Annotated in this window: 23 protein-coding genes; 16 read left to right on the plus strand and 7 right to left on the minus strand. The window is 64.2% G+C overall.

Annotation, left to right across the window (positions count from 1 at the left end):
* Window positions 1-182: 182 nt before the first annotated feature.
* Window positions 183-1,790 carry an ABC transporter substrate-binding protein gene (locus AC0L21_RS05085; protein ID WP_473258864.1) on the minus strand — a complete coding sequence of 536 codons (1,608 nt, stop codon included), beginning with the start codon at window positions 1,788-1,790 and terminating at the stop codon, window positions 183-185.
* Between the two features lie 280 nt (window positions 1,791-2,070).
* Between AC0L21_RS05085 and AC0L21_RS05090 the strand changes: the two genes are divergently transcribed.
* The 8 genes from AC0L21_RS05090 (at window position 2,071) to AC0L21_RS05125 (ending at window position 12,263) form a co-directional block, all read left to right on the plus strand.
* The gene (locus AC0L21_RS05090) at window positions 2,071-3,201 is read left to right on the plus strand and encodes a M20/M25/M40 family metallo-hydrolase (protein WP_473258866.1); all 1,131 of its coding nucleotides are present in this window, start codon (window positions 2,071-2,073) and stop codon (window positions 3,199-3,201) included.
* A gap of 167 nt (window positions 3,202-3,368) precedes the next feature.
* The gene (locus tag AC0L21_RS05095) at window positions 3,369-4,310 is read left to right on the plus strand and encodes an ABC transporter permease (protein WP_007602533.1); all 942 of its coding nucleotides are present in this window, start codon (window positions 3,369-3,371) and stop codon (window positions 4,308-4,310) included.
* A 21-nt stretch (window positions 4,311-4,331) separates the two neighbouring features.
* Window positions 4,332-5,219 carry an ABC transporter permease gene (locus AC0L21_RS05100; protein WP_007611875.1) on the plus strand — a complete coding sequence of 296 codons (888 nt, stop codon included), beginning with the start codon at window positions 4,332-4,334 and terminating at the stop codon, window positions 5,217-5,219.
* 14 nt (window positions 5,220-5,233) lie between these two features.
* Window positions 5,234-6,883: an ABC transporter ATP-binding protein gene (locus AC0L21_RS05105; RefSeq protein WP_473259434.1), complete on the plus strand. Its 1,650-nt coding sequence runs from the start codon at window positions 5,234-5,236 to the stop codon at window positions 6,881-6,883.
* A gap of 234 nt (window positions 6,884-7,117) precedes the next feature.
* Entirely contained in the window at window positions 7,118-8,623 is a 1,506-nt protein-coding gene (locus AC0L21_RS05110) for a M81 family metallopeptidase (RefSeq protein ID WP_473258869.1), read from the plus strand.
* Between the two features lie 13 nt (window positions 8,624-8,636).
* Window positions 8,637-9,809 (plus strand): M20 aminoacylase family protein, encoded by a 1,173-nt coding sequence (locus tag AC0L21_RS05115; RefSeq protein ID WP_473258871.1) that lies wholly within the window; start codon window positions 8,637-8,639, stop codon window positions 9,807-9,809.
* Entirely contained in the window at window positions 9,802-11,223 is a 1,422-nt protein-coding gene (locus AC0L21_RS05120; protein ID WP_473258873.1) for an amidase, read from the plus strand. Before AC0L21_RS05115 ends, AC0L21_RS05120 begins: the two co-directional genes overlap by 8 nt.
* Window positions 11,224-11,372: 149 nt before the next feature.
* Complete coding sequence (locus tag AC0L21_RS05125; RefSeq protein ID WP_473258875.1) at window positions 11,373-12,263, plus strand: crotonase/enoyl-CoA hydratase family protein; 891 nt, start codon at window positions 11,373-11,375, stop codon at window positions 12,261-12,263.
* A 12-nt stretch (window positions 12,264-12,275) separates the two neighbouring features.
* On the opposite strand, the gene AC0L21_RS05130 is transcribed toward AC0L21_RS05125, so the two are convergent.
* Window positions 12,276-13,253, minus strand: coding sequence for an NADPH:quinone oxidoreductase family protein (locus tag AC0L21_RS05130; RefSeq protein WP_473258878.1), 978 nt, complete (start codon window positions 13,251-13,253; stop codon window positions 12,276-12,278).
* Window positions 13,253-13,861 (minus strand): DsbA family protein, encoded by a 609-nt coding sequence (locus tag AC0L21_RS05135; RefSeq protein WP_473258880.1) that lies wholly within the window; start codon window positions 13,859-13,861, stop codon window positions 13,253-13,255. The genes AC0L21_RS05130 and AC0L21_RS05135 overlap by 1 nt, the downstream gene beginning before the upstream one ends.
* 110 nt (window positions 13,862-13,971) lie before the next feature.
* On the opposite strand from AC0L21_RS05135, the gene AC0L21_RS05140 reads away from it, so the two are divergent.
* The gene (locus AC0L21_RS05140; RefSeq protein ID WP_473258882.1) at window positions 13,972-14,994 is read left to right on the plus strand and encodes a methionine synthase; all 1,023 of its coding nucleotides are present in this window, start codon (window positions 13,972-13,974) and stop codon (window positions 14,992-14,994) included.
* A 100-nt stretch (window positions 14,995-15,094) separates the two neighbouring features.
* On the plus strand, window positions 15,095-15,226 hold the full coding sequence (locus AC0L21_RS05145) for a hypothetical protein (protein ID WP_473258884.1): 132 nt from the start codon (window positions 15,095-15,097) through the stop codon (window positions 15,224-15,226).
* Here the strand turns inward: AC0L21_RS05145 and AC0L21_RS05150 are convergent.
* The 3 genes from AC0L21_RS05150 to AC0L21_RS05160 all read right to left on the minus strand — a co-directional run bounded on the left by AC0L21_RS05150 (window position 15,223) and on the right by AC0L21_RS05160 (window position 17,249).
* On the minus strand, window positions 15,223-15,840 hold the full coding sequence (locus AC0L21_RS05150) for a hypothetical protein (RefSeq protein ID WP_473258886.1): 618 nt from the start codon (window positions 15,838-15,840) through the stop codon (window positions 15,223-15,225). The two genes, AC0L21_RS05145 and AC0L21_RS05150, sit on opposite strands and share 4 nt — an antisense overlap.
* 107 nt (window positions 15,841-15,947) lie before the next feature.
* Window positions 15,948-16,475: a xanthine phosphoribosyltransferase gene (gene gpt, locus AC0L21_RS05155; RefSeq protein ID WP_007602504.1), complete on the minus strand. Its 528-nt coding sequence runs from the start codon at window positions 16,473-16,475 to the stop codon at window positions 15,948-15,950.
* A 36-nt stretch (window positions 16,476-16,511) separates the two neighbouring features.
* Window positions 16,512-17,249, minus strand: a complete 738-nt coding sequence (locus AC0L21_RS05160; RefSeq protein ID WP_473258888.1) for a competence/damage-inducible protein A — start codon at window positions 17,247-17,249, stop codon at window positions 16,512-16,514.
* A gap of 277 nt (window positions 17,250-17,526) precedes the next feature.
* On the opposite strand from AC0L21_RS05160, the gene AC0L21_RS05165 reads away from it, so the two are divergent.
* The 5 genes from AC0L21_RS05165 to AC0L21_RS05185 all read left to right on the plus strand — a co-directional run bounded on the left by AC0L21_RS05165 (window position 17,527) and on the right by AC0L21_RS05185 (window position 22,579).
* Window positions 17,527-18,945 (plus strand): circularly permuted type 2 ATP-grasp protein, encoded by a 1,419-nt coding sequence (locus AC0L21_RS05165; protein WP_473258890.1) that lies wholly within the window; start codon window positions 17,527-17,529, stop codon window positions 18,943-18,945.
* Window positions 18,946-18,949: 4 nt separating this feature from the next.
* Window positions 18,950-19,894, plus strand: a complete 945-nt coding sequence (locus tag AC0L21_RS05170) for an alpha-E domain-containing protein (RefSeq protein ID WP_027567757.1) — start codon at window positions 18,950-18,952, stop codon at window positions 19,892-19,894.
* A gap of 169 nt (window positions 19,895-20,063) precedes the next feature.
* On the plus strand, window positions 20,064-20,912 hold the full coding sequence (locus AC0L21_RS05175) for a transglutaminase family protein (RefSeq protein ID WP_473258893.1): 849 nt from the start codon (window positions 20,064-20,066) through the stop codon (window positions 20,910-20,912).
* 123 nt (window positions 20,913-21,035) lie between these two features.
* Window positions 21,036-21,794 (plus strand): proteasome-type protease, encoded by a 759-nt coding sequence (locus AC0L21_RS05180; RefSeq protein ID WP_473258895.1) that lies wholly within the window; start codon window positions 21,036-21,038, stop codon window positions 21,792-21,794.
* 26 nt (window positions 21,795-21,820) lie between these two features.
* Entirely contained in the window at window positions 21,821-22,579 is a 759-nt protein-coding gene (locus AC0L21_RS05185) for an SDR family oxidoreductase (protein WP_007602492.1), read from the plus strand.
* A gap of 248 nt (window positions 22,580-22,827) precedes the next feature.
* Here AC0L21_RS05185 and AC0L21_RS05190 read toward each other — a convergent pair whose 3' ends face one another.
* Window positions 22,828-24,066: an MFS transporter gene (locus tag AC0L21_RS05190; protein WP_473258897.1), complete on the minus strand. Its 1,239-nt coding sequence runs from the start codon at window positions 24,064-24,066 to the stop codon at window positions 22,828-22,830.
* Window positions 24,067-24,224: 158 nt separating this feature from the next.
* Between AC0L21_RS05190 and AC0L21_RS05195 the strand changes: the two genes are divergently transcribed.
* Window positions 24,225-25,475: a NupC/NupG family nucleoside CNT transporter gene (locus AC0L21_RS05195; protein WP_473258899.1), complete on the plus strand. Its 1,251-nt coding sequence runs from the start codon at window positions 24,225-24,227 to the stop codon at window positions 25,473-25,475.
* The last annotated feature ends 110 nt before the right edge of the window (window positions 25,476-25,585 follow it).

Here is a 25,585-nt window from a genome sequence, read left to right on the forward strand (position 1 = left end):
AAGAACGGCACATCTAGTTCAGTACGGAAACAAATAGCAATGATTGGAAACTGGAAAAGATTGAAAACGTCCGCCTTCTCAGCCGGCGCAAGGTCGACAAACGACTAAGATCGACAAACGACAACGGCGCCGCTGATGACAGCGGCGCCGCATGGTGAGCCGGAGGAAAGGAAGAGTTCGCCCTACTCCGACTTGTCGACGTTCCAGAACAACGGGGTCGCGGGACCGTCGAGCACGCCGGTCAGCGATTTACGCCAGCCGCTCGGCAGGAGATACTGTCCCAGCGGGATGTAGATCACCTGCTCATAGGCTTCCTTCTGGATCTCAGCGGCGATCTTCTTCTGATCGTCGAGCGAGGCGGCGCGAACGAAGTCATCCTTGAGCTTTTCGATCTTGGCGTTCTCGGCCCAACCAAACCAGCCCTTCTTGCCCTGGCCGCCGATCGAGAGATTGGCGATCGGGTTGGAGACGTCGGCCGCGACCCAGTTGGTGAAGAACATGTTCCAGCCGCCCTCCTTCGGAGGCTTCTGGCTGGCGCGGCGGCTCACCACCGTCTGCCAATCGGTCGCTTGCAGGTCGACCTTGAAGCCGGCCTCGCGCAGCAACTGAGCCGCAACGATCGGCTGCGCCTTCAGCGTCGTGACATCGCCGGGGGCCATGATCACGATCGGGGTGCCGTCATAGCCGGATTCGGCGAGCGCCTTCTTGGCTTCGGCCATGCCGTTGCCCTTCACCAGCGTCTCCCCGCCGACTTCGGTCGCGAACGGCGTATCGCACACGAAGAAAGCGCCACAGATCTTCTGATATTTGGCGTTGCCGACGAGTGCGTCGAGAACATCCTTCTGGTTGATCGCCAGCAAGGCAGCACGGCGCACTTTGACGTTATCGAACGGCGGATAGAGGAAGTTCATCCGGCCGAGAGTCTGGAAACCGAACTTGTTCGAGACCTCGATCGTGATCTCCTTGTTCGCCTCCAGCAACGGAAGCATGTCGTAAGGCAGATTTTCCACGAAGTCGATGTCGCCCGACTGCAACGCGTTCACCGCGGTCTGCGAGTCCGGCATGGTGATCCACTCGACGCGGTCGACCTTCACCACCTTGCCGCCGGAGGTCCAGCTCGACGGCTCCTTGCGCGGCACGTAGTCGGTGTTCTTGACGTAGACCGCCTTCACGCCTGGCTGGAATTCCGACTGCACGAACTTGAAAGGACCCGAACCGATCTGCTCGGGGATCTGCTTGTCCGGCGGCGTCTCGGCGAGGCGCTTCGGCATCATGAAGGCAACGCGGGAGGACGGCTTGCCGATCGAGTCGAGCACGAGGCCGTAGGGCTCCTTCAGTTTCAGCGTGATGGTCTTGGCATCGGTCGCCTCGATGCTCGCGGTGAAGTCGAACAGTTTCTGGCCCATGCCGTCGACTGCGCCCCAGCGCTTGAGCGAGGCAACGCAGTCCTCCGCCGTCACCGGCGCACCGTCATGCCACTTCAGGCCGTCGCGCAGCGTGAACGTGTAGGTGAGCTTGTCGTCGGAGATCTTCCAGTCCGCCATCTGCGGCTGGATCTTGAAGTTCGAATCGGGCGCCACGAGCGTGTCGTAGATCATGTAGCCATGGTCACGCGTGATGTAGGCCGTGGTGAAGATCGGATCGATGATGCGCAGATCCGAATGCATCACCGCCGTGATGGTCTTGCCGGCCGCAAGCACCGGCGAGGCCAGTGCGGTCGAAAGCGCGACGACCGACAGCGCAAGTTTGGAGGCGAACGCGCGAGGCCCCCGGCGCATCAACTTAAACATAAAAAGTTCTCCTGACGTGAAACTGTTCAAAGGCAGGTTATCGATTGAGCATCCGGTTCGTTCTTTAGGCGAACTAACCTCATGCAATGCCTTTATCTTTTCGAGACTTGCAGACAGTGCCGAGCGCGTCAATCCGGTTTCGCTGCAAGCCCAAGCGGCGCGCGCACGGGCTCCACAAGGATCGGTTTGGCTCTACAACGCTCTCCGCCCGTCCTGCCCCGCGCCGATGCAATGCGCGTTCCATGTTCCGAAGCCCAAGAGACATTGGAGAGACATTGAGATGAATCCAGCCAATCTTCCCTTCGATTCCGAAGCGATGCTCCAGGGTCTGCGCGACTGGGTGGAATGCGAAAGCCCGACCTGGGACGCGAATGCCGTGAATCGCATGCTCGATATCGCGGCGCGGGAGATGGCGATCATGGGTGCGACGATCGAGCGCATCGCCGGTCGCCAGGGCTTTGGCGGCGTGATCCGCGCCCGCTTTCCGCATCCGAAGCAAGGCGAGCCCGGCATCCTGATTGCCGGACACATGGATACCGTCCACCCCACGGGCACCATCGAGAAGCTGAAATGGCGCCGCGAGGGCAGCAAGTGCTACGGACCCGGCATCTACGACATGAAGGGCGGCAATTATCTTTCGCTGGAAGCGATCCGGCAACTTGCCCGCGCCTCGTTCACGACGCCACTGCCGATCACCGTGCTGTTCACGCCCGACGAGGAAGTCGGCACACCCTCCACGCGCGATATCATCGAGGCGGAGGCCGCGCGCAACAAATACGTGCTGGTGCCGGAGCCCGGCCGCGCTGACAACGGCGTCACCACCGGACGTTACGCCATCGCGCGATTCAATCTCGAGGCGACCGGCCGGCCCAGCCACGCCGGCGCGACCTTGTCGGCGGGCCGCTCTGCTATCCGCGAGATGGCGCGGCAAATCCTCGCCATTGACGCGATGACGGGCGAGGACTGCACGTTTTCGGTCGGCGTCGTGCATGGGGGTCAATGGGTCAATTGCGTTGCCACGACCACCACCGGCGAAGCGCTTTCGATGGCCAAGCGCCAGGCCGACCTCGATCGCGGCGTCGAGAGGATGCTGGCGCTCTCCGGTACAACCAATGATGTCACCTTCAACGTGACGCGCGGCGTGACACGTCCGGTCTGGGAGCCCGATGCCGGTACGATGGCGCTTTACGAAAAGGCGCGCGTGATCGCCAAGTCGCTTGGCGCAGAACTGCCGCATGCGAGCGCCGGCGGCGGCTCCGACGGCAATTTCACCGGCGCAATGGGCATTCCGACTCTCGACGGCCTGGGCGTGCGTGGCGGCAACGGCCACACGCTCGAAGAGTATATCGAGGTCGAAAGTCTCGTCGAACGCGGCCGGCTGATGGCGGGGCTGCTCGCGACTCTCGAGTAATGGCGCAAGCCAGGTCACCAAAACCGGGCCAGGTCACCAAAACAAGTTGACCGCACTGCAAAAACCGTGGCCCGGATGGCATGGGAATTGCTGAAATGTTAGGCTGGTGGCAGAACGCAGCCTTCAGCCGCTGTCTCTGATCTGACTCTAATCTGACGGGATCCAACTTGCTCGGATATCTCCTTCGCCGAATTCTCGCCGCCGTGCCCGTGATGGGCGTGGTGGCGCTATTCGTCTTCCTCCTGCTCCGCCTCACCCCGGGCGATCCCGCCGCGATTCTTGCCGGCGACAACGCCACGCCGGAGCGGCTCGAGCGCATCCGCACCTCGCTCGGCCTCAACGAGCCGCTGATCGTGCAGTTCATCACCTGGCTGAACAAGCTGCTGCATGGCGATCTCGGAACTTCACTCATCTCTAACCTTCCGGTGATGAAGATGATCGGCCAGCGGGTCGAGCCGTCGATCTCGATTGCGCTGTCGACCATCATCCTCGCCGTCATCGTCGCCGTTCCCCTGGGTGTGATCGCGGCCTGGAAGCACGGCACCTGGATCGACCGCTTCGTGATGGGCCTGTCTGTGCTCGGCTTCTCGGTGCCGGTGTTCGTGGTCGGCTACATCCTGATCGAGGTCTTCGCGATCGACCTGCGGTGGGTGCCGGTGCAGGGCTTCCGCAGCATCTCGAACGGTTTCGGGCCGTTCTTCGAACGCATCATCCTGCCGACCTGTGCGCTGTCCTTCATCTACATCGCGTTGATCGCGCGCATGACGCGCGCGGCGATGCTCGACGTGCTCGGCGAGGATTACGTCCGCACCGCGCGCGCAAAAGGCATCAACGAAGTCGCCGTGATGATGCGCCATGCGCTGCGCAACGCCGCCGTGCCCGTGATCACGGTGATCGGTACCGGCTTTGCGCTTTTGATCTCCGGGGTCGTCGTCACCGAGAGCGTGTTCAACATTCCCGGCATCGGCCGCCTCACGGTGGATGCGGTGCTGGCGCGCGACTATCCGGTGATCCAGGCGATGATCTTGCTGACGTCGTTGATCTATGTCGTCGTCAATCTCCTGATCGACGTCGCCTACACGCTGCTCGATCCCCGGATCCGGTACTAGGGCTAAGGATAACAACGAAAAATGTCGGTCGATACCCTTCCCCAGTCGTCCATCCCGATCACGTCGCCGCTGCGGCCGCGCTTCGGATTCCTGACCTCGACGCCGATTATCGCCGCAGCGACCATCTGCCTGGCGTTGGTTGTGCTGATCTCGATCCTGGCGCCGTTGATCGCGCCGTATGATCCGATCCAGCTTGCGCCCTCGCAGCGGCTGAAGCCCTCTTCGGCGCAATTCCTGCTCGGCACCGACGCCTATGGCCGCGACCTGCTGTCGCGCGTCATGTATGGCGGACGCATTTCGCTTCTGATCGGCATCGGTTCGGCGATCATGTCGATCGTCATTGGGTTGGCGATCGGCCTCGTCTCCGGCTTCTTCAAGCTGGTCGATTCGGTCATGATGCGGATCATGGACGGCCTGATGGCAATGCCGAGCATCCTGCTGGCAATCGCCGTGGTGTCGCTGTCCGGCGCCAGCCTTTGGACCGTCTTGATCGCGATCACGATCCCCGAAGTTCCGCGCGTGGCACGCCTGGTGCGCTCGGTCGTGCTCTCGGCGCGCGAAGAGCCCTATGTCGAAGCGGCGATCTCCGTCGGCACATCCCTGCCGAAGATCATGTGGCGGCATTTGATGCCGAACACGATCGCACCTCTGATCGTGCAGGGCAGCTACGTCTGCGCGTCCGCGATCCTCACCGAGGCCATCCTCTCCTTCCTCGGCGCCGGCATCTCGCCGGAAACGCCGACCTGGGGCAACATCATGGCCGAGGGCCGTCAGTACTTCCAGCTCAAGCCGACGCTGATCTTCTGGCCGGGCCTGCTGCTCTCGATCGCGATCCTCAGCATCAATTTGATCGGCGATGCCGCCCGCGACGCACTCGATCCGCGCATGAAGCAGCGGGAAGGCAAATGATGACCGATCAAGTGATGACCAGCCCCATTCTCGACATCAACAATCTCGTCGTCTCCGTCGGCAAGAAGCCGAATGCCGCAAACATCCTCGACGGCATCTCGATCCAGGTGCACGAGCGCGAGACGCTGTGCCTCGTCGGCGAAAGCGGCTCGGGCAAGTCGGTGACCTCGCTGACCACGATGGGTCTGCTGCCGAAGGGCACGCTGATTCCCACCGGCGGCAGCGTCAAGCTGGTCGGCGAGGAGATTCTCACCGCGACCGACCGCCGCCTGCGGCAGCTCCGCGCGACGCGGATGGCGATGATCTTCCAGGAGCCGATGACGGCACTCAATCCGGTGATGCCGGTCGGCCGCCAGATCGACGAAGTCCTGCGCGCGCACACCAAACTCGACGCGAAGGCGCGCAAGAAGCGCATCCTCGACATGATGGAGCAGGTGCGCCTGCCCCAGGTCGAGCGTATCTTTGCCTCCTATCCTCACCGACTCTCCGGCGGTCAGCGCCAGCGCATCATGATTGCGATGGCACTCGTGCTCGAACCGAAGCTGCTCATCGCGGACGAACCGACCACCGCGCTCGACGTCACCACGCAGAAGCAGATCTTGACCCTGATCCGCGACCTCCAGCGCGATCACGGAACCGCCGTGCTGTTCATCACCCACGACATGGGCGTGGTCGCCGAGATCGCCGACCGCGTCGCGGTGATGCGGCAGGGCCGACTGGTCGAGACCGGAACGCTGGATTCCATCCTGCGCAATCCGACCATGGAATACACCCGCAACCTGCTCTCTGCAGTGCCGAGCCTGGTGCCGCGCGCGGCACGGCCTGAGACCAAGGAACCGGTGGTGCTGGAGGCCAACGAGCTCGGCAAGGTCTACCGCGAGCGCGCGTTCTTCGGTAAAGGCCGCGAAGTCGTCGCTGCCGACAGGGTCACGCTGACGCTACGCAAGGGTCGCACGCTCGGCATCGTCGGCGAGAGCGGCTCAGGCAAATCGACCGTGGCGCGCTGCATCGTCCGCCTGATCGACCCGACCTCCGGCGGCGTGCGCCTCTCCGGCCGCGAGATCTCGGACATCTCGCGGCGGCTGTTGCAGCCGCATCGCAAGAAGATCCAGATCGTGTTCCAGGACCCCTACCGCTCGCTCAACCCGCGCGTCACCGTCGGCGAAAGCATTGCGGAAGGCCCGATCAATTACGGCGTGTCGCATGCCGACGCAATGAAGCGTGCCCGCGAATTGCTGGAGCTGGTCGGCCTGCCCGCCGATGCGGCCGCACGCTATCCGCACCAGTTTTCCGGCGGCCAGCGTCAGCGCATTGCGATCGCCCGCGCGCTCGCGCTCGATCCCGACGTGCTGGTCGCGGACGAGGCGGTCTCCGCCCTCGACGTCTCCGTGCAGGCGCAGGTGCTGGACCTATTCGACGAGATCCAGAAGCGGCTCGGCATCGCCATCCTGTTCATCACTCACGATCTGCGCGTCGCAGCACAGATCTGCGACGAGGTCGTGGTGATGCAGCACGGCCGCGTTGTCGAGCAGGGCCCGGCCGCCGAAGTGCTGACGCATCCGAAGGAGGCGTACACCAGAGCCTTGCTCGAGGCCGCGCCAGGCCGCGGCTGGGATTTTGCGAACTTCCGGCCAGTGGCCGAGGGCGTGGCGGCTAGCGCCTAGTCTCTCGCCTCGTCATTCCGGGCGTCGCGAAGCGATGAGCCCGGAATCCATCGGGCAGCAGACTCCGTCCACGATGGATTCCGGGCTCGCGCCGAAGTGGCGCGCCCCGGAATGACGGCGGAGCAGCATTCCCAAAACGATCTGACGCCATGCGCGCCGCGATTGCTTCCCGGCTTGCTCTCGCCGCAAGCACAGGGCTAACGTCGCGCACTTTCAATTGCTGGACTTGAGTTGATGACACGTATCGCCGTCGGCGGCTTCCTGCACGAGACCAACACCTTCGCTCCGACGAAGGCGACTTTCGCGGATTTCCAGCACGGCGGCGGCTGGCCGGCGATGACGCAAGGTCCCGATGTGCTGGAGGTGATGCGCCGCATCAATGTCGGCCTCGCCGGTTTCGTCGACAGCGCCGAGGCTAACGGCTGGGAACTCATTCCAACGATTGCCTGCGGCGCGAGCCCTTCGGCGCATGTCACCAAGGACGCCTTCGAGCGCATCGTGAAGGTCATGGTCGATGGCATCGCTGCCGCCGGCCCGATCGACGCCGTCTTTCTCGATCTGCACGGCGCGATGGTCACGGAACATCTCGACGACGGCGAAGGCGAGATTCTCGCGCGCGTGCGCCGCGTCATCGGCAAGGACATTCCGCTGGTCACCAGCCTCGACCTCCACGCCAACGTCACCCCCGAGATGATGGAGCACGCGGACGCGCTGATCGCCTACCGCACCTATCCCCATGTCGACATGGCCGAGACCGGCCGCGCCTCGGCCAAACATCTCGCGCTCCTCCTGAACACCAGGCAGCGTTTTGCAAAATCCTTCCGGCAATTGCCGTTCCTGATCCCGATCAGCTGGCAGTGCACCAACGACCAGCCGACCAAGGGCATCTACGAAAAGCTTGCCGCGCTCGAGAGCGACGCCGTTCCGACGCTGTCCTTCTCGCCCGGCTTCCCCGCCGCCGATTTCCGCGATTGCGGGCCGAGCGTGTTCGCCTATGGCAAGACGCAAGCCGATGCCGACCGCGCTGCGGATGCGATCGTGAAGCTGATCGAAAGCCATGAGGACGATTTCGACGGCAAGATCTGGTCACCCGATGACGGCGTGCGCCACGCGATGGAACTCTCGAAGGGCGCCAGCAAGCCCATCATCATCGCCGATACCCAGGACAATCCGGGCGCCGGCGGCGATTCCGACACCACCGGCATGCTGCGCGCGCTGGTCCGCAACAAGGCCAGTGCCGCGACCGGCGCGATCTACGATCCGGAATCGGCCAAGGCCGCGCATGCAGCCGGCGCCGGTGCCACCGTGACGCTGTCGCTCGGCGGCAAGTCCGGCATTCCCGGCGACGAGCCCTATCGTGAGGCCTTCGTCGTCGAAAAACTCTCCGACGGCCGCTTCATCGCGCCCGGTCCCTACTATGGCGGCCGCGAGATGGAGATGGGCCCGTCCGCCTGCCTTCGCATCGGCGACGTCCGAATCGTCGTCTCCTCGCACAAGGCGCAGCTCGCCGACCAGGCCATGTACCGCTATGTCGGCATCGAGCCGACCGAACAGAAGATTTTGGTCAACAAGAGCTCGGTGCACTTCCGCGCCGATTTCGAGCCGATCGCGGAAAAGCTGATGATCTGCGCCGCCCCTGGCGCGATGCCGGCCGACACAGCCACGCTGCCATGGACACGCCTGCGGCCGGGCATCCGCATCAAGCCGAACGGCCCGGTTTTCACTCCCTCCTCACGCTAACTGGACAGAACACATGCCCACGATCGAGCGCATCGACGGCTATGCCGACGAACTCACCGCTATCAGGCGCGACCTTCACGCCCATCCGGAAATCGGCTTCGAGGAAGTGCGCACCTCCGGAATCGTCGCGGACAAGCTGAAGAGCTGGGGCATCGAGGTGCATCGCGGTCTCGGCGGCACCGGCGTGATCGGAATCATCAAGGGCAAGGGTTCGAGCGGCAAGCGTATCGGGCTTCGCGCCGACATGGACGCGCTGCCGATGGAGGAGAACACCAATCTGAAGTGGAGTTCGAAGATTCCCGGCCGCTTCCACGGCTGTGGCCATGACGGCCACACCACCATGCTGCTCGGCACCGCGCGTTACCTCGCCGAAACCAAGAATTTCGACGGCACAGTACACCTGATCTTCCAGCCGGCCGAGGAAGGCCTCGGCGGCGCCCGCGCGATGATCAAGGACGGGCTGTTCGAGAAATTTCCGTGCGACGAACTCTACGGACTGCACAACGCGCCCGACCTCAACCACGGCGAGATCGCGATCCTGCCCGGCCCCGCGATGGCCAGCGCCGACTTCTTCGACCTCCGCATCACCGGCTATGGCGCGCACGGTGCGATGCCGGAGCGCTCCAAGGACGCTGTGATCATCGCGACCACGCTGGCGCAGGCGATCCAGACCATCGTCAGCCGCAATGTCGAGCCGCTGCAAGCCGCCGTCGTCTCGATCACGCAGATTCACGCCGGTTCGGCGTACAACGTCATCCCCGGTGACGCGCATCTCTGCGGCACCATCCGCACTTTCTCGAAAGAAGTCCGCACCCTGATCAGCGAACGCATTCGCACGATCTGCGCCGGCATCGCGAGCGCCTATCAATGCGTGATCGACGTCGACATCCGCGACACCTTCGACGTACTGGTCAACCAGGTCGAGCAGTCCAAGGTGGTCGAGGAGGTCGCGCGCACCATCGTCGACCCCGCCAACGTGATCACCCGCGCCCAGCCGAAGATGGGCAGCGAGGATTTCGCCGACATGCTGCAAACCATTCCCGGCGCCTATTTCTGGGTCGGCCACGACGGCTCGGTGCCCGTGCACAATCCCGGCTTCGTGCTCGACGACAAGATCCTGCCGATCGGTGCCAGCATGTTCGCCCGGATCATCGAGACCCGTATGCCGGTGGGTGCCCATGCATAAAAAGAGCGTCGAAGAGGAAGTCACCTCGTTGCACGATCTCTCCGCAGTCGATCTGATCGCGGGCTATCGCGCCAAGCAGTTCTCGCCGAGCGAGGTGCTGGAAGACGTGCTCGCGCACGTCGCAGCTTGGGAGCCGCACCTCAAGGCGCTTTATGCATTCGATCCCGACGGCGCGCGCGAGGCCGCGAAGGCCTCGACCGCACGATGGTCCGGGGGCGAGCCGTCCGGCGCGCTCGACGGCGTGCCGGTGACCGTGAAGGACAACATCGCGACCAAGGGCGTGCCGGTGCCGCTGGGCGCGGCCAGCGTCAAGCTGGTGCCGGCCGAGAAGGACGCGCCGCCCGCCGCGCGGCTGCGCGAGGCCGGTGCGATCATCTTCGCCAAGACCACCATGCCCGATTACGGCATGCTGTCTTCGGGGCTATCCTCTTTCCATGCGCTCGCGCGTAATCCCTGGGACCTCTCCAAGAATCCCGGCGGCTCCAGTGCCGGCGCGGGCGCCGCTGCGGCGGCTGGCTATGGTCCGCTGCATCTCGGGACCGATATCGGCGGCTCGGTCCGCCTGCCCGCGGGCTGGTGCGGCCTCGTCGGATTCAAGCCGAACTTTGGCCGCGTGCCGATCGATCCCGCCTATGTCGGCCGCGTCGCCGGTCCCATGACCCGCACCGTCGACGATTGCGCGCTGATGATGAGCGCGATCGCAAAACCCGACCGGCGCGACGGCACGAGCCTGCCCGCGGAACCCCTCAACTGGAAGGGGCTGGAGAAATCCCCGCGCAAACTCCGCATCGGAGTGATGCTCGATCCCGGCGTTGGTCTGGCGCTGGAGAAACCGGTGCGCGATGTCGCCGTGAAGGCGGCAAAGGCATTCGAGTCCGCAGGGGCCGTCGTCACCGAAGTCGACGGCATCCTCACGCGCGAGATGCTCGACGGCCTCGACAACTTTTGGCGCGCACGGATGTGGAATGACCTGTCGAAGCTGACGCCCGCCGAACAGGCCAAGGTGCTGCCCTACATTTTCAAGTGGGGCGAGTCCGGCGCGAAGCTCTCCGGTGTCGACGTCATCAGGGGCTTCAACCAGACCATGGCGATCCGCGCGGCGGCATCAAAGCTGTTCTGCGAGCTCGACTATGTGATCTCGCCGACCGCGCCGAACGTGAACTATCCGGCGGAGTGGGCCTCGCCGACCAACGATCCCATGAAGCCGTTCGAGCATATCGCCTATACCGTGCCGTGGAATATGTCGGAGAATCCGGCGATCTCCATCAACGGCGGCTTCGACGCCAAGGGTTTTCCCATCGGCGTGCAGATCGTCGGCCGCCGCTTCGACGATATCGGCGTGCTTGGCATGGCCAAGGCGTTCGAGAGCCTGCGCGGGCCGCAGAAGCCCTGGCCAAGCCCGCCGGCGAAGTAATCTACATACTCCGTCATGGCCGGGCTTGTCCCGGCCATCCACGTCTATACGCTTGCACTGAAGCAAGTACGTGGATGCCCGGGACAAGCCCGGGCATGACGGCAGGCTGCGTAGCAACACCAATAACAAAGAAAAGGAAGGAAACCACCATGGCGTATGAGACCATCAAATACGAGGTCGCCGAGCAGATCCTCACCATCACGCTGAACCGGCCTGACAAGCTCAACGCCTTCAACGCGCAGATGCAGGGAGAGCTGATCGACGCGTTCGATGCCGCCGACAAGGACGACAACGTCCGCGCCATCATCGTCACAGGCGCTGGCCGCGGTTTTTGCGCGGGCGCAGATCTTTCGTCTGGCGCCGACACCTTTGACCGCGACGCGCGTCGCGGGCCGGTGAAGCGCTTCGCCGACGGCAAGGTCGACTACAGCGATTCCCAGGTGCGCGACGGCGGCGGCCAGGTGACGTTGCGCATCTTCAAATGCCTGAAGCCGGTGATTGCCGCGGTCAACGGTCCCGCGGTCGGCATCGGCGTCACCATGCAGCTCGCGATGGACATCCGCATCGCGTCGGAGGCCGCGCGCTTTGGCTTCGTGTTCTCCCAGCGCGGCATCGTGCCGGAGGCCGCCTCGAGCTGGTTCCTGCCGCGCATCGTCGGCATCTCGCAGGCGCTGGAATGGTGCTATTCGGGCCGCGTCTTCCCGGCGCAGGAAGCCCTCGCCGGTCGCCTCGTCGGCAAGGTCGTAGCCCCTGATGATCTGCTGCCGACGGCCCGCGCGCTCGCCAAGGAATTCGCGGCGAAGACGGCGCCGGTGTCGGTGGCACTGATCCGCCAGATGATGTGGCGCATGATGGGGGCCGACGATCCGATGGAAGCGCACAAGGTCGACAGCCGCGGCATCTACGCCCGCGGCCGCTCTGAAGATGTCAAAGAGGGCGTGGTGTCTTTCCTGGAAAAGCGCCCTGCGCAGTTCAAGAACAAGGTGTCGAGCGATATGCCCGACTATTTCCCGTGGTGGACGGAGCGGGAGTACAAGTGACCTTGTAGGCACTTAGTCCATCATCAACGCCACACGCCCGATCGCCTTGCGGTCGATCAGCAACCGCATCGCCTTCGCAACCTCCTCCAGCGGCAGGCGGTGCGAGACGTGGGGCCGCAGCTTGCCCTCCTCGGCCCATTGGAGCAGTGCCTTCAGCCTGACCTCGCCGAGCGCGGGATTTTTCCGTACCGCCTCACCGGCGCGCACGCCGAGCACGCTGGCACCCTTGATCAGCAGGAGATTGGTTTTCGCCGAGCCGATGCCGCCCGTGAAGCCGATCACCAGCAGCCGCGCGCCCCAGGCGATGCAACGCATCGAATTCTCGAACACTTCGCCGCCGACGGGATCGAACACGACGTCGGCACCGCGACCGTCGGTGATGCGCTTGACAGCATCACGAAACGGCTCGCGGTCGTAGCGCACGAGATGATCGGCGCCGCGCGCCTTGGCAATCGCGAGCTTTTCGTCGCTGGACGCGGTCGCGATCACGGTCGCGCCCAGCATCTTGCCAATCTCCACGGCGGCAAGGCCCACACCCCCACCGGCACCATGCACCAGCAGCACCTCCCCCGGCTCGACCCGGCCGCGGTCGATCAGCGCGTGATAGGCGGTGCCGTGCCCGGCGAGATAGGTCGCGGCTTCCGCATAGTCGAACGTCGATGGCATCGGCGTGAGCTGCGACGGCATCACCAGTGCTTCATCGGCGAAGGCGCCGTGCCGCATCTTGACGATGACCTTGTCGCCGGCTGCGACGCCGCTCGCCCCTGCGCTGACCTCGGTCACGTCGCCGGCCGCCTCCATTCCCGGCGTGAACGGCAGCTCCGGCTTGAGCTGGTACTCGCCGGCCGCCATCAGCATGTCTGGAAAATTCAGGCCGGCGGCACGGATCGCGACGCGCACTTCGCCCGGCTTCAGCTCGCGCGACGGAAACTCTTCGAGCTGCAATTTTTCGGGCGCGCCGAGCGCGCGGCAGACGACAGCCCGCACCATCAGGCCGCGCTCGCCTTGTCGCGCAGCAGCGCCTCGCGGATCAACGGCAGGCGGTCATTGCCGAAATACATGTCGGTCTTGCCGACAAAGATCGTCGGCGAGCCAAAGCCGCCGCGAGCGACGACCTCTTCGGTGTTGGCCTTGAGTTGGTCCTTGATCCCCTGCCCGGAAATGCCGGCGAAGAATTTCTGCTCGTCGACGCCGACCTTCCTGCAGATCTCGGCGAGCACTGAATCCCGCGAGATGTCCTTGTCCTCGCCCCAATAGGCCTCGAACACCGCCGTGGCGAAAGGCACCGTTTCCTGTCCGAGCCAGATGCAGCCGCGCATCGCTTTGACGCTGTTCACCGGAAATACCGTCGGCGGCATCTTGATCGCGAGACCGGCCGAGCGCGACCAGTCGGCAAGGTCCTTTTTCATGTAGCGCGCCTTCAGCGGCACCGGTGTCTCACGCTGAGCATAGACACTTGGGTTGGCCGTATTGAAGATGCCGCCCACCAGGATCGGCCGCCAGATGATCTCCGCGCCAACCTCCCGGGCCAGCGGCTGGATGTTGTGGAAGGCGAGATAGGTCCAGGGGCTGGAACAGTCGAAGAAGAATTCGATCATGGCGTTTCCGGTCCGGCGCCGCCGGTTTCAAGGCGACTTTTGTTGTTCTGTACCTCGACGTTAAGACATGGCAGGAAGGGGCGCAATCACAACCCGCCGAGAGGGCCGCCATGCTGTTTCCAACCACGATCGCCGGCTCCTTGCCGAAGCCGGAATGGCTCGCCGAACCCAACATGCTCTGGGCGCCCTGGAAGTCGCAAGGCGACGAGCTCGTCCGCGCCAAGCGCGATGCGACGATGCTTGCCGTCAAAGTCCAGGAGGATGCCGGGATCGACATCGTCACCGAGGGCGAGCAGGCCCGGCAACATTTCGTCCACGGTTTCCTGGAGAAGATCGAGGGCATCGATTTCGCCCACAAGGTCGAGATGGGCATCCGCAAGGACCGCTACAAGGCGATGGTGCCGCAGGTCGTCGCCCCGCTCCGGCTGAAGAGCCGCGTCCACGCCGACGAGGCGCGCGTCGCCCGCGCGCACACCAAGAAGAAGCTGAAATTCACCCTGCCCGGTCCGATGACCATCATCGACACGATTGCGGATCGCTACTATGGCGACCGCGTCAAGATGGCCTTTGCGTTCGCCGAACTCCTGAACGAGGAAGCCAAGGCGCTCCAGGCCGACGGCGTCGATCTCGTGCAATTCGACGAGCCCGCGTTCAACGTCTACATGGACGAGGTCAACGACTGGGGTATCAAGGCGCTGGAGCGCGCCGCGCACGGCCTGACCTGCGCCACCGCCGTGCATATCTGCTACGGCTACGGCATCAAGGCCAACACCGACTGGAAGGAAACGCTCGGCGCGCAATGGCGGCAGTACGAGCAGATCTTTCCCGCGATCGACGCCAGCCCGATCCAGCAGGTCGCGATCGAGTGCCGCAACTCGAAGGTGCCGCTCGACCTGCTCGCGCTGCTCAAGTCCAAGATCGTGCAGGCCGGCGTGATCGACGTCGCCAGCGACACGGTCGAGACCGCCGAGGATGTCGTGCAGGTGATCGACGCGGTGTCGAAATTCGTACCCAAGAGCAACATCATCGCCACCACCAATTGCGGCATGGCGCCGATGCGGCGCGAGATCGCCGAAGCCAAGCTGATGGCGCTTGGGGCCGGTGCCGCGCTGGCACGCGAGAAGCTGGGTTAAGGCGGTGGTCCGTCTGGCGTTCACCATTGCAGCGCTTGCAGCTTTCGCGCTGCCTGCGCATGCAGAGGATCGTTCCGTGCTTCTCAATTGCAAAGCAATCATGGAGCGTGCGTCGAAGGATGCGAATGCCGCGAGCGGAGCCGAGCTGACACGCTGCCGCCAAGTGATCCGCGAATGGGCGCTGCGCGATGCGCGCACGACAGTGGATGAAGACGGCAAGCCGCTGCGCTAGCTGCGCGCGGTCGGATGCAGCACAGGTTGATATCCAGCGATGATCGCGCGCAGCGTGGAAAGCGGCGTCAGCAACATCGGATGATCGAGAGCGCTCGGATGCGGGGCGTAGCCCGCGGGTGACCACGGCAGCGCCTTGCCCTGCGCGACGACGAAGCAGTCATCGCCCTGTTGCACCATCGCGCCATCCGGCAATTCCGCGAGTGGCATCGGCAACGCATGCAGCCGTTTCTTGCCACGATCGAGCCGTTCCCGATGCAGTACGGCGTCCATTGCCTTGGCGCTGATGCCGCGGGCACCGTTGCCCGTCTCCCATGCAACGCGGAAGCGCTTGGCATCGTCGCGACGGCAGAAGAAGCAGGGACGGTGGCCTGCGGCAAAGGCCGTGGCCTCGTCGAGGAAGAAGAGCTCGGTCCAGCTCCGCCGCGCCATCACCGGCCGGCGCCAACCGCGGAATTCGCACAGGCAAACGATCCAGGCCGGCGACGACCAGCGCTTTTTCAACAGCGTCTTGGTCGCGGGATCATGGATGATGCCGCGGTTGCCGGTGAACAGGCCGCGGTGCGGCGTGGCAACGATCTCGCCGGTCGGCGTGACGCGGTTTTGCAGGGGCATGGTCGCCTCCGCCCGTCATTGCGCGGAGCGAAGCGACGAAGCAATCCAGATTATTTCCGCGGACACATTTCTGGATTGCTTCGCTGCGCTCGCAATGACGGCGATGATCACGCCGCCCCGTCGCGCAGCGGAGGGTGATAGGACAGCGCGGTGTCCCAGGGGAAGAAGATCCAGGTGTCCTGCGAGACTTCCGTGATGAAGGTGTCAACCAGCGGACGTCCCTTCGGCTTGGCGTAGACGGTGGCGAAATGCGCGTCGGGCAGCATCGCGCGCACCAGCTTGCCGGTCTTGCCGGTGTCGACGAGGTCGTCGACGATCAAAAGCCCCTTGCCGGTGCCGCCGCCAAGCTTCATCACGTCTTCGGAAATGCCCTTCAGCACTTTGAGGTCGCCCTGCTTGTCGTGGTCGTAGCTGGCGATGCAGACCGTATCGATCACGCGCACGCCGAGCTCGCGCGCCACGATCGCCGCCGGCACAAGGCCGCCGCGGGTGATCGCGATCACCGCATGAAACGGACCAACCTCATTGAGCCGCCAGGTCAGTGCCCGGCAATCCCGGTGGAACTGGTCCCACGAGACCGGAAAGGGGCGGCCCGCCCGTTCTTCCGCACTTAGTTCCGGTGCTTCACCAGCCATGGTCGTCTCCTGCTTCGTCTGCCGGCAGCTCGGTTGCTAACGGGTGATGTTCAATCCCGCCAGCATTTCCTTTACTGCCGCCATTGCGGCTGCGAGCTTGTCCGCATCGCGCGAGCGCACCACCAAATTGGTATTCGGCTTCTGCTCCTCGTCCATGAAAGGATAGCTGCCGATGATGGTGTCGGGATGTTGGGCGGCAATCGCCCGCAGCGGGCTGCCGATGTCGCCCTCCCGCGCGTCGGCGCGGACCGATTCGGAGAGCATGCGGACGCCCGATTTCAGCTTGGGCGAGACGATGTCCATCATCGCCTGCATGATCGAGGGCACGCCCGCCATCACGATGACATTGCCGATCTTGAAGCCGGGGGCGAGAATGGTCGCGCTCTGGATCAGCTCGGCACCATCGGGAATGCGGGCCATGCGCAGGCGGGCCTCGTTGAGGTCCTGCTCGCTCCAGCGCTCGCGGAAACGGGCGACCACCTCCGGGTGATGGTCAATGCCGACGCCGAACGCCTTGGCGACGCTATCAGCGGTGATGTCGTCATGGGTCGGCCCGATGCCACCTGTGGTGAAGACATAGGTGTAGCGATGCCGCAGCGCGTCCAGCGCGGCAATGATGTCGGGCTCGTCGTCGGAGACGACCCGGACCTCCTTCAGGTCGATGCCGATATTGGTCAGGTATTCGGCGATGAAGCCGATGTTCTTGTCCTTGGTCCGGCCGGACAGGATTTCGTCCCCAATGACCAGAATACCCGCCGTGACGATCTCGCTCATACCTCAAGTCCCTCACCTATCGGCCCGACTTTGCCGAGGTAACGCGTTGAAGTCACGCGGTTTTGCTGCCGAAATAAGCACTCCTCAGCCATTTTTTCAGGCAAGCCGCCGGCCATCCCCGGCAAATGTCCTCTCCCCATGCTTATCGCGCTGGCCCGGCCCTTGCTACCGCATGAAAGTCATGCACTCTTGCCGCATGGCCAGGACGTTGCGGTCTTCACCAAGGCTTGGCGGCCTGTCGAATGGCGCAACGCCTTGCGGAGACAAGTCGGGATCTATGGCAGTCGCGTTTGATGAAATGAACATTCCCGGTGGGGACCTTCGCCCCGCCTATCAGGAGCTGGCGCGCTGGCTCAAGGAGACGCCTCCCGAGGCGCTCGAATATCGCCGCCAGGAGGCCGAGCTCCTGTTCCGCCGGATCGGCATCACCTTCGCCGTCTATGGCGAGGCCGAGTCCACCGAGCGCCTGATCCCCTTCGACGTGATCCCGCGGATCATGTCCGGCAAGGAATGGTCGCTGCTGGAGAAGGGCCTCAAGCAGCGCGTGCGCGCGCTCAACATGTTCCTGCGCGACATCTATCACGGCCGCGACATCCTCCGCGCCGAGATCGTGCCCGACGACCTGATCTTCCAGAACCCGGTCTTCCGTCCCGAGATGAACGGACAGCAGGTGCCGCACGACGTCTACGTGCACATCGCCGGTATCGACATCGTCAGGGTCGATTCCGAGGACTTCATCGTGCTGGAGGACAATGCGCGCACGCCCTCGGGCGTGTCCTACATGCTGGAAAACCGCGAGATCATGATGCGGCTGTTTCCGGACCTGTTCGCCCGTCACAGGGTGGCGCCGGTCGAACGCTATCCGGACGAGCTGCTATCGGCCTTGCGCTCGGTGGCGCCGCAAAGCGCCTCCGGAGAGCCGACCGTCGCATTGCTCACGCCGGGCGTCTACAACTCGGCCTATTACGAGCACTCCTTCCTCGCCGACAAGCTCGGTATCGAGCTGGTCGAGGGCCGCGACCTCATCGTCAAGAACAACGAAGTGTTCATGCGGACGACCGAGGGCGTGAAACGAGTCGACGTGATCTATCGCCGCGTCGACGACGACTACCTCGATCCCCTCACCTTCCGCCCCGATTCCGCGCTCGGCGTGCCCGGGCTGATGTCGGCCTATGCCGCCGGCAACATCACGCTCGCCAACGCCGTCGGCACCGGCATCGCCGACGACAAGGCGATCTACTCGTACATGCCAGATATCGTAAAATTCTACCTCGGCGAGGAGCCGATTCTGAAGAACGTGCAGACCTGGCGCTGCCGCGAGCCGAAGGATCTCGCCTATGTGCTGGATAATTTGAGCGAACTCGTCGTGAAGGAGGTTCACGGCTCCGGCGGCTACGGCATGCTGATCGGACCTGCCGCGACCAAGGCGACGATCGAGGCCTTCCGCGAAAAGCTCAAGCGCGAGCCCGAAGGCTTCATTGCGCAGCCGACGCTGGCGCTCTCGACCTGCCCGACCTGCACGGCATCCGGCCTTGCGCCGCGCCACGTGGACCTGCGGCCGTTCGTGCTCACAGGAAGCAAGAGCACCACGATCGTGCCCGGCGGGTTGACACGCGTTGCCCTGAAGGAAGGCTCTCTGGTGGTGAATTCGAGCCAGGGCGGCGGCACCAAAGATACCTGGATCCTGGACGAGTAGAGAGATGCTGTCGCGTACCGCCGAAAACCTCTATTGGCTCGCCCGCTACGTCGAACGGGCCGAGTATCTCGCGCGCACCATCGATGCGACGCTGCGCGTCACCGCGCTTCCCGCCGCCTATATCGGCAAGACCAACGAATGGGACTCGGCGCTTTTGACCGCCGGCGTCGCCGCGAGCTTCTATCAGCAGTATGAAGAAGCCAACGAGCACAACGTCGTCGATTATCTCTCGTTCTCGGCTGACAATCCGTCGTCGATCAGGAACTGCATCGAGGCCGCGCGGCTGAATTCGCGCTCGGTGCGCACAGCGCTGACGAGCGAGATGTGGGACACCATCAACTCGGCCTGGATCGAATTGCAGGAGGTCTGGAGCAGAGGGACCTCCACGCGCGAGGACCTCGCAAAATTCCTGCGCTTCGTGCAGGAGACCTCGCTGCGCTTCGACGGCTCGGCCTACCGGACCATGTTGCGCAACGACGCCTACTGGTTCTCGCGGATGGGCCTGCATCTCGAACGCGCCGACAACACCGCGCGCATTCTCGACGTGAAATACCATGTGCTGCTGCCCGAAGAGGAGCACGTCGGCGGCCCGCTGGATTTCTACCAGTGGACCTCGATCCTGCGCTCGGTTTCGGCGCTGACAGCCTATCACTGGGTCTATCGCGAGACGCTGAAACCCTGGCTGATCGCGGATTTGCTCATCCTCAACGATTCGCTGCCGCGTTCGCTCGCAAGCTGCTACGGCAATCTGGTGCGCAATCTCGATCAGATCGGCGTCGCCTATGGCCGCCAGGGTCCGGCCCAGCGCCATGCCCGCGGCATCCGCAACCGGCTGGAACACAGCAATATGAACGACATTTTCCAGCATGGCGTGCATGAATTCATTCAGGAATTCATCTCGGACAATTCCAGGCTGGGCGAAATCATCACGAAGCAGTATTTGATCTGATGTCCCCCGGCTGATGAAAACGGGATATCGTCGTGGCCGGGCTTGTCCCGGCCATCCACGTTCTTGCTTTCGCGTGCGAAGAAGATCGTGGATGCCCGGGACAAGCCCGGGCATGACGAGCTTCTTCGCAGTAGGCAGTCGGGTCTAACCACTAACTTCACGGTCCACCATGCGCCTGCGAATCCTGCACACCACGACCTATCGCTACGAGCCGCAGGCCACGAGCGTGATCCAAATCCTGCGCATGACGCCCGGCAGCCATGACGGGCAATATGTGGCGGAGTGGCAGATCGACGTGTCCACCGACACCAAGCTCGACACCCACGAGGACGCGTTCGGCAACGTCACCCACGTGCTGTCCTGCGGACCGGTCGGCGATATCAAGATCACCGCCGAGGGGCTGATCGAGACCCACGACACCGGCGGCGTTCTGCGTGGCGCCGATGAACGCTTTCCGGCAGGGATGTTCTTGCGCGCCACCGACCTCACCACGGTCAATCCGGCGATGCATGCGGTCGCGCGCCAGCTGCGCAGCGAGGCCGAGAGCGACACGCTGGGCTTCCTGCATACGCTGATGACGCAAATCAGCGATCACATGACGTTCGACGAGGACCCGACCAACAGCGGCACGTCGGCGGCGGAAGCGTTCACGCTCAAGCGCGGCGTCTGCCAGGACTACGCGCACATCTTCATCGCCTGCGCCCGCAGCGGGGGCGTGCCGGCGCGCTTCGTCTCCGGCCACTTCCTGCGCTCCGACGGTACGGTGCAGCAGGACGCGGGCCATGCCTGGGCGGAGGCCCATGTCGACGGTCTCGGCTGGGTCGGCTTCGATCCCGCCAACAGCATCTGCGCCACCGACGCCCACGTCCGCGTCGCGATCGGGCTCGATTATCTCGGCGCAGCCCCCGTGCGCGGCACGCGCTATGGCGGCGGAGCGGAGACGCTGTCAGTGGCGGTCAAGGTCGAGCAGGCCGGCCGCGGCGGCCAGTCGCAATCGCAGTCCCAGCGGCAGAGCTGAACCGCGCCACGCAAGCCCCTCGCCCGCGCACTAGCTTCACCCTGCCGCCCCGCGGCAATCGGGGGTTGGAGCGGCCCTTGAAATTGGCTAGTAATTCCGCGCAAACGCGTTCGGGGACTGGAAATGACCTATTGTTGCGGAATTCTGGTTCGGGACGGTCTGGTGATGATCGCCGACACCCGCACCAATGCCGGCCTCGACAACGTCTCGACCTTCCGCAAGCTCCACATCTTCTCCAAGCCCGGCGACCGCATCATGGCGATCGCCAGCGCCGGCAACCTCGCCGTCAGCCAGTCGGTGCTCTCGACGCTGACCGAGGGCCTCGAAGACCCCAACACGGGTGAGATCGAGACGCTGATGAACGCGCCGACCATGTTCCAGGCCGCCCAGCGCATCGGCCGGGCGATCAGGGCCGTGCACGCGACCGAGGGCCCGGCGCTGAGCTCCGAGGACGTGTCGTTCGACGTCTCCTTCCTGTTCGGCGGCCAGATCAATGGCGCGCGCATGCGCCTGTTCATGGTCTATACCGCCGGCAATTTCATCGAATGCACCACCGACACACCCTATTTGCAGATCGGCGAGCACAAATACGGCAAGCCGGTGCTCGACCGCGCCATGCACTACGACGTCGAGCTCTACGAGGCGCTGAAGACCGGGCTGATCTCGATGGATTCGACCATGCGCTCGAATCTCGGCGTCGGCCTGCCGATCGACGTGCTGGTGGTGCGCGCCGACGCCTGCGAGGCCGATCTCAACCACCGCATCGAGGCGGGGGAGCCCTATTTCCACGATTTGCGCTCGCGCTGGTCGGCGGCCTTGCGCGCCGCGCATCAGAACATTCCGCGGCCGCCCTACAAGAACGAAAAAGAATCCAAAACCTGACAGCTCAAGAGAAAAGGCAGGAAACGATGAGTGAAGCGAAAAAGATCGCAGTGGTGACGGGCGCCGGCACCGGAGTCGGGCGCGCGGCTTCGCTGGCGCTGATGAACACAGGCTTCACCGTGGTGCTGGTCGGGCGCCGGCCGGACATGCTCGAGGAGACGGCCAAGCTCGGCCCCGCCGGAAAGAGCCTCTGCGTCACCGCCGACATGACCAAGCCGGACTCGATCGCCGCGCTGTTCGACAAGGTGAAGGCCACCTATGGCCGGCTCGACGTGCTCTTCAACAATGCCGGCATGGGCGCACCGCCGGTGAATTTCGAGGATCTCAGCCTCGAGCAGTGGCAGGCGGTGGTGAACACCAACCTCACCGGCCCGTTCCTGTGCACCCAGCACGCCTTCCGCATCATGAAGGACCAGAGCCCCCGCGGCGGCCGCATCATCAACAACGGCTCGATCTCGGCGCATGCGCCGCGGCCGTTCTCGGCGGCCTATACCTCGACCAAGCACGCCATCACCGGCCTCACCAAGGCGTCCAACCTCGACGGGCGCATGTACGACATCGCGGTCGGCCAGGTCGACATCGGCAACGCCGCAACGCCCATGACCGACCGCATGGTCAACGGCCCCGGCGTGCTGCAGCCCGATGGCACGTCGAAGCAGGAGCCGCGCATGGATGCGAAAGCGGTTGGCGATGCCGTCGCCTACATGGCCGGCCTGCCGCTCGATGCCAACGTGCTGACCATGACGGTCATGGCAACCAAGATGCCGTTCGTGGGACGGGGCTGAATAAAAAACGCGAAAACAACCCCATGCACAGTAGGCGCCCTATTGATTCATCTACGGTATTTCCGCAGTGGTCATTGCGCGCAAAGCTCTCTCCCTCTCCCCGTTCTCCTACGGGGAGAGGGTTGGGGTGAGGGGCTGTTTCAGCAATCACGGTAGCAACTAGACTCGCGGAGAGTCCCCCTCACCCGGAATCCACGCTACGCGCGAATTTCGGCCTCTCCCCGCAAGCGGGGAGAGGCGAAGAGTCCCTACTCCAAGCTCTCCACCCGCCTCAGGCTGGGAAACAGCTTCATCCACAACAGCGCCACCGCGACCGTGCAGACGCCGCCCAGCACGGCTGCCGGCATGGCGCCGAACAGTGCGGCGGCAACCCCGCTCTCGAACTGGCCGAGCTGGTTGGAGGCGTTGATGAAGAGGAAGTTCACCGCACCGACCCGGCCGCGCATCTCGTCGGGGGTCGCGAGCTGCACCAGCGAGAAGCGGATCACGACGCTGATCGTGTCGGCCGCGCCAAGAACGGCGAGCGCGAGCACCGACAGCCACATCCAGGACGACAAAGCGAACACGATCGTTGCGATGCCGAACACGATCACCGCCTGGAACATGCGCAGGCCCACATGCCGCGAGACGGCGTGACGTGCCAGCACCATGGTCATCAGCAGCGCGCCGACCGCGGGCGCGGCGCGCAGGATTCCGAGCCCCATCGGACCGGTCTGGAGGATATCTCGGGCATAGATCGGCAGAAGCGCGGTGACGCCGCCGAACAGCACCGCGAACAGATCGAGCGAGATGGTGCCGAGGATCGCTGGATTGCTGCGGATGAAGCGGACGCCGGCGAAGATATTGTCGGCGCCCGCGATATCCTTGGCGATCGCCTGCGGGCGCGGCCGGATGAATCCGGTCAAAATCATCCCGAAGATCCAGAACAGCACCATCACGGTGTAGGCGAGATGCGGTGCGACCGCATAGGCGAAACCGCCGAGGGCCGGACCGGTAATCGTCGCGACCTGCGCCGCGCCGCTGGAGACGGCGGTGGCGCGCTGGAGCGAGCCCTGCGGCGCGATCGCCGGCAGCAGCGCGGCAGTGGTCGGACTTTCGAAGGCGCCGGCAATGCCGAGCACGAAGGTCGCCACGAAAATCTGAACTTCGCTGACCAAGCCGAGATAGGTGATGATTCCGAGATAGAGCGCCGTCGCCGCTTCCACGAACTGGCAGAGCTGGACCACGCGCTTGCGCTCGTAGCGGTCGGCGGCATGGCCGGCGACGAACACCAGCAGCGCCGTGGGCAGGAATTGCACGAGGCCGACCATGCCGAGGTCGAAGGCCGAGCCGGTGAGATCGTAGATCTGCCAGCCGATCGCGACCGCGGCGATCTGGCTGGAGAAACGCGACAGGCTGCGCGAGAGCAGAAAGAACAGGAAGGCGCGATGGGAGAGGAGCGCGCGGGCACTGACCGGCGGGTTTCCCGACATTGGCTGGTCTGGCATCGCCTGTTCGGTCACGCTCGGCCTATCCGGCTCCTGATGTCGACGTGCTCCGCGTGGCTGACGCGGACCTGCTTGTCAACAGCGGGACGCTCCGACAATCTCCCGGCATTGCGTTTGCAACGCAGGGGTGGCCATAATCATCGGGGTTTGGGGACATCATGCTGCGGCTGCAATCGGCACTCGGCGTTTTCGCATTGCTGTTGATCGCCTTGGTCCTGAGCGAGAACCGCCGCGCGGCCTCGCTGCGCCAGGCGGCGATCGGCCTCGTCGCCACCTTCGTCACCGCGATCGTTCTCCTGAAGGTGCCGGTCGTCGCGCGCGCCTTCGGTGCCATCAACGACGCCGTGGGCGCGATTTCGGCGGCCTCGCGCGCCGGCTCCTCCTTCGTGTTCGGCTATGTCGGCGGCGGTCCCCTGCCCTTCGACCTGAAAGCACCGGGTGCCGATTTCGTCCTGGCGTTCCAGGCGCTGCCGATCGTGCTGGTCATGAGCGTGCTGACGACGCTCTTGTTCTATTGGCGCGTGCTGCCGCCGATCGTGCGCGGCATGGCCTGGCTGCTGGAGCGGACGCTCGGCGTCGGCGGCGCGGTCGGGCTCTCGACCGCCGCCAATATCTTTCTCGGCATGGTCGAGGCGCCGCTGTTCGTGCGGCCTTATCTCGTGCAGATGACCCGCAGCGAGTTGTTCCTGGTGATGACCGGCGGCATGGCCGGCATCGCCGGCACGGTGCTGGTGCTGTATGCGACGCTGCTTGCTCCCCTCATTCCTGACGCAGCCGCGCATTTCGTCATCGCCTCGGTGCTGGGCGCGCCGGCAGCGATCCTGGTCAGCCTCATCATGGTGCCCGAAACATCCGACAAGCGCACCGGCGGCGCACTGGAAGAGCCCGAGACGGAAGTCTCCGGCATGATGGACGCGATCGTGAAAGGGACCGGCGCGGGGATCGAGCTGCTGATCAACATCGTCGCAATGCTGCTGGTGCTGGTGGCGCTGGTCTACCTCGTCAATGCGATCTTCGGCCTGCTGCCTGATATCGGCGGCGCCGCGATCTCATTGCAGCGCCTGCTCGGCCTCGTGATGGCGCCGGTGTGCTGGCTGATGGGATTGCCCTGGGATCAGGCCGTCACCGCAGGCAGCTTGATGGGCACCAAGACCGTGCTCAACGAATTGATCGCCTATGTCGACTTCTCAAAGCTGCCGCCGGGCACGCTCGATCCGCGGTCGCGCCTGATCATGCTCTACGCGATGTGCGGCTTCGCCAACTTCGCCAGCCTCGGCATCATGATCGGCGGTCTCGGCGTGATGGCACCGGAACGGCGCGAGGAAATCAATGCGCTCGGGCTGAAGTCGATCGTATCAGGCACGCTGACGACGTGCCTGATGGGGGCGGTGGTGGGGGTGCTGACGTAGTAACGATCTCGTAGCCCGGATGGAGCGCTGCGCAATCCGGGAAGGTGTATCCCCTCGCAAGCCGCAGCCCCGGATTTCGCTTCGCTCCATCCGGGCTACAAGAGACCCGA

This window comes from Bradyrhizobium sp. WSM4873, assembly GCF_055811355.1.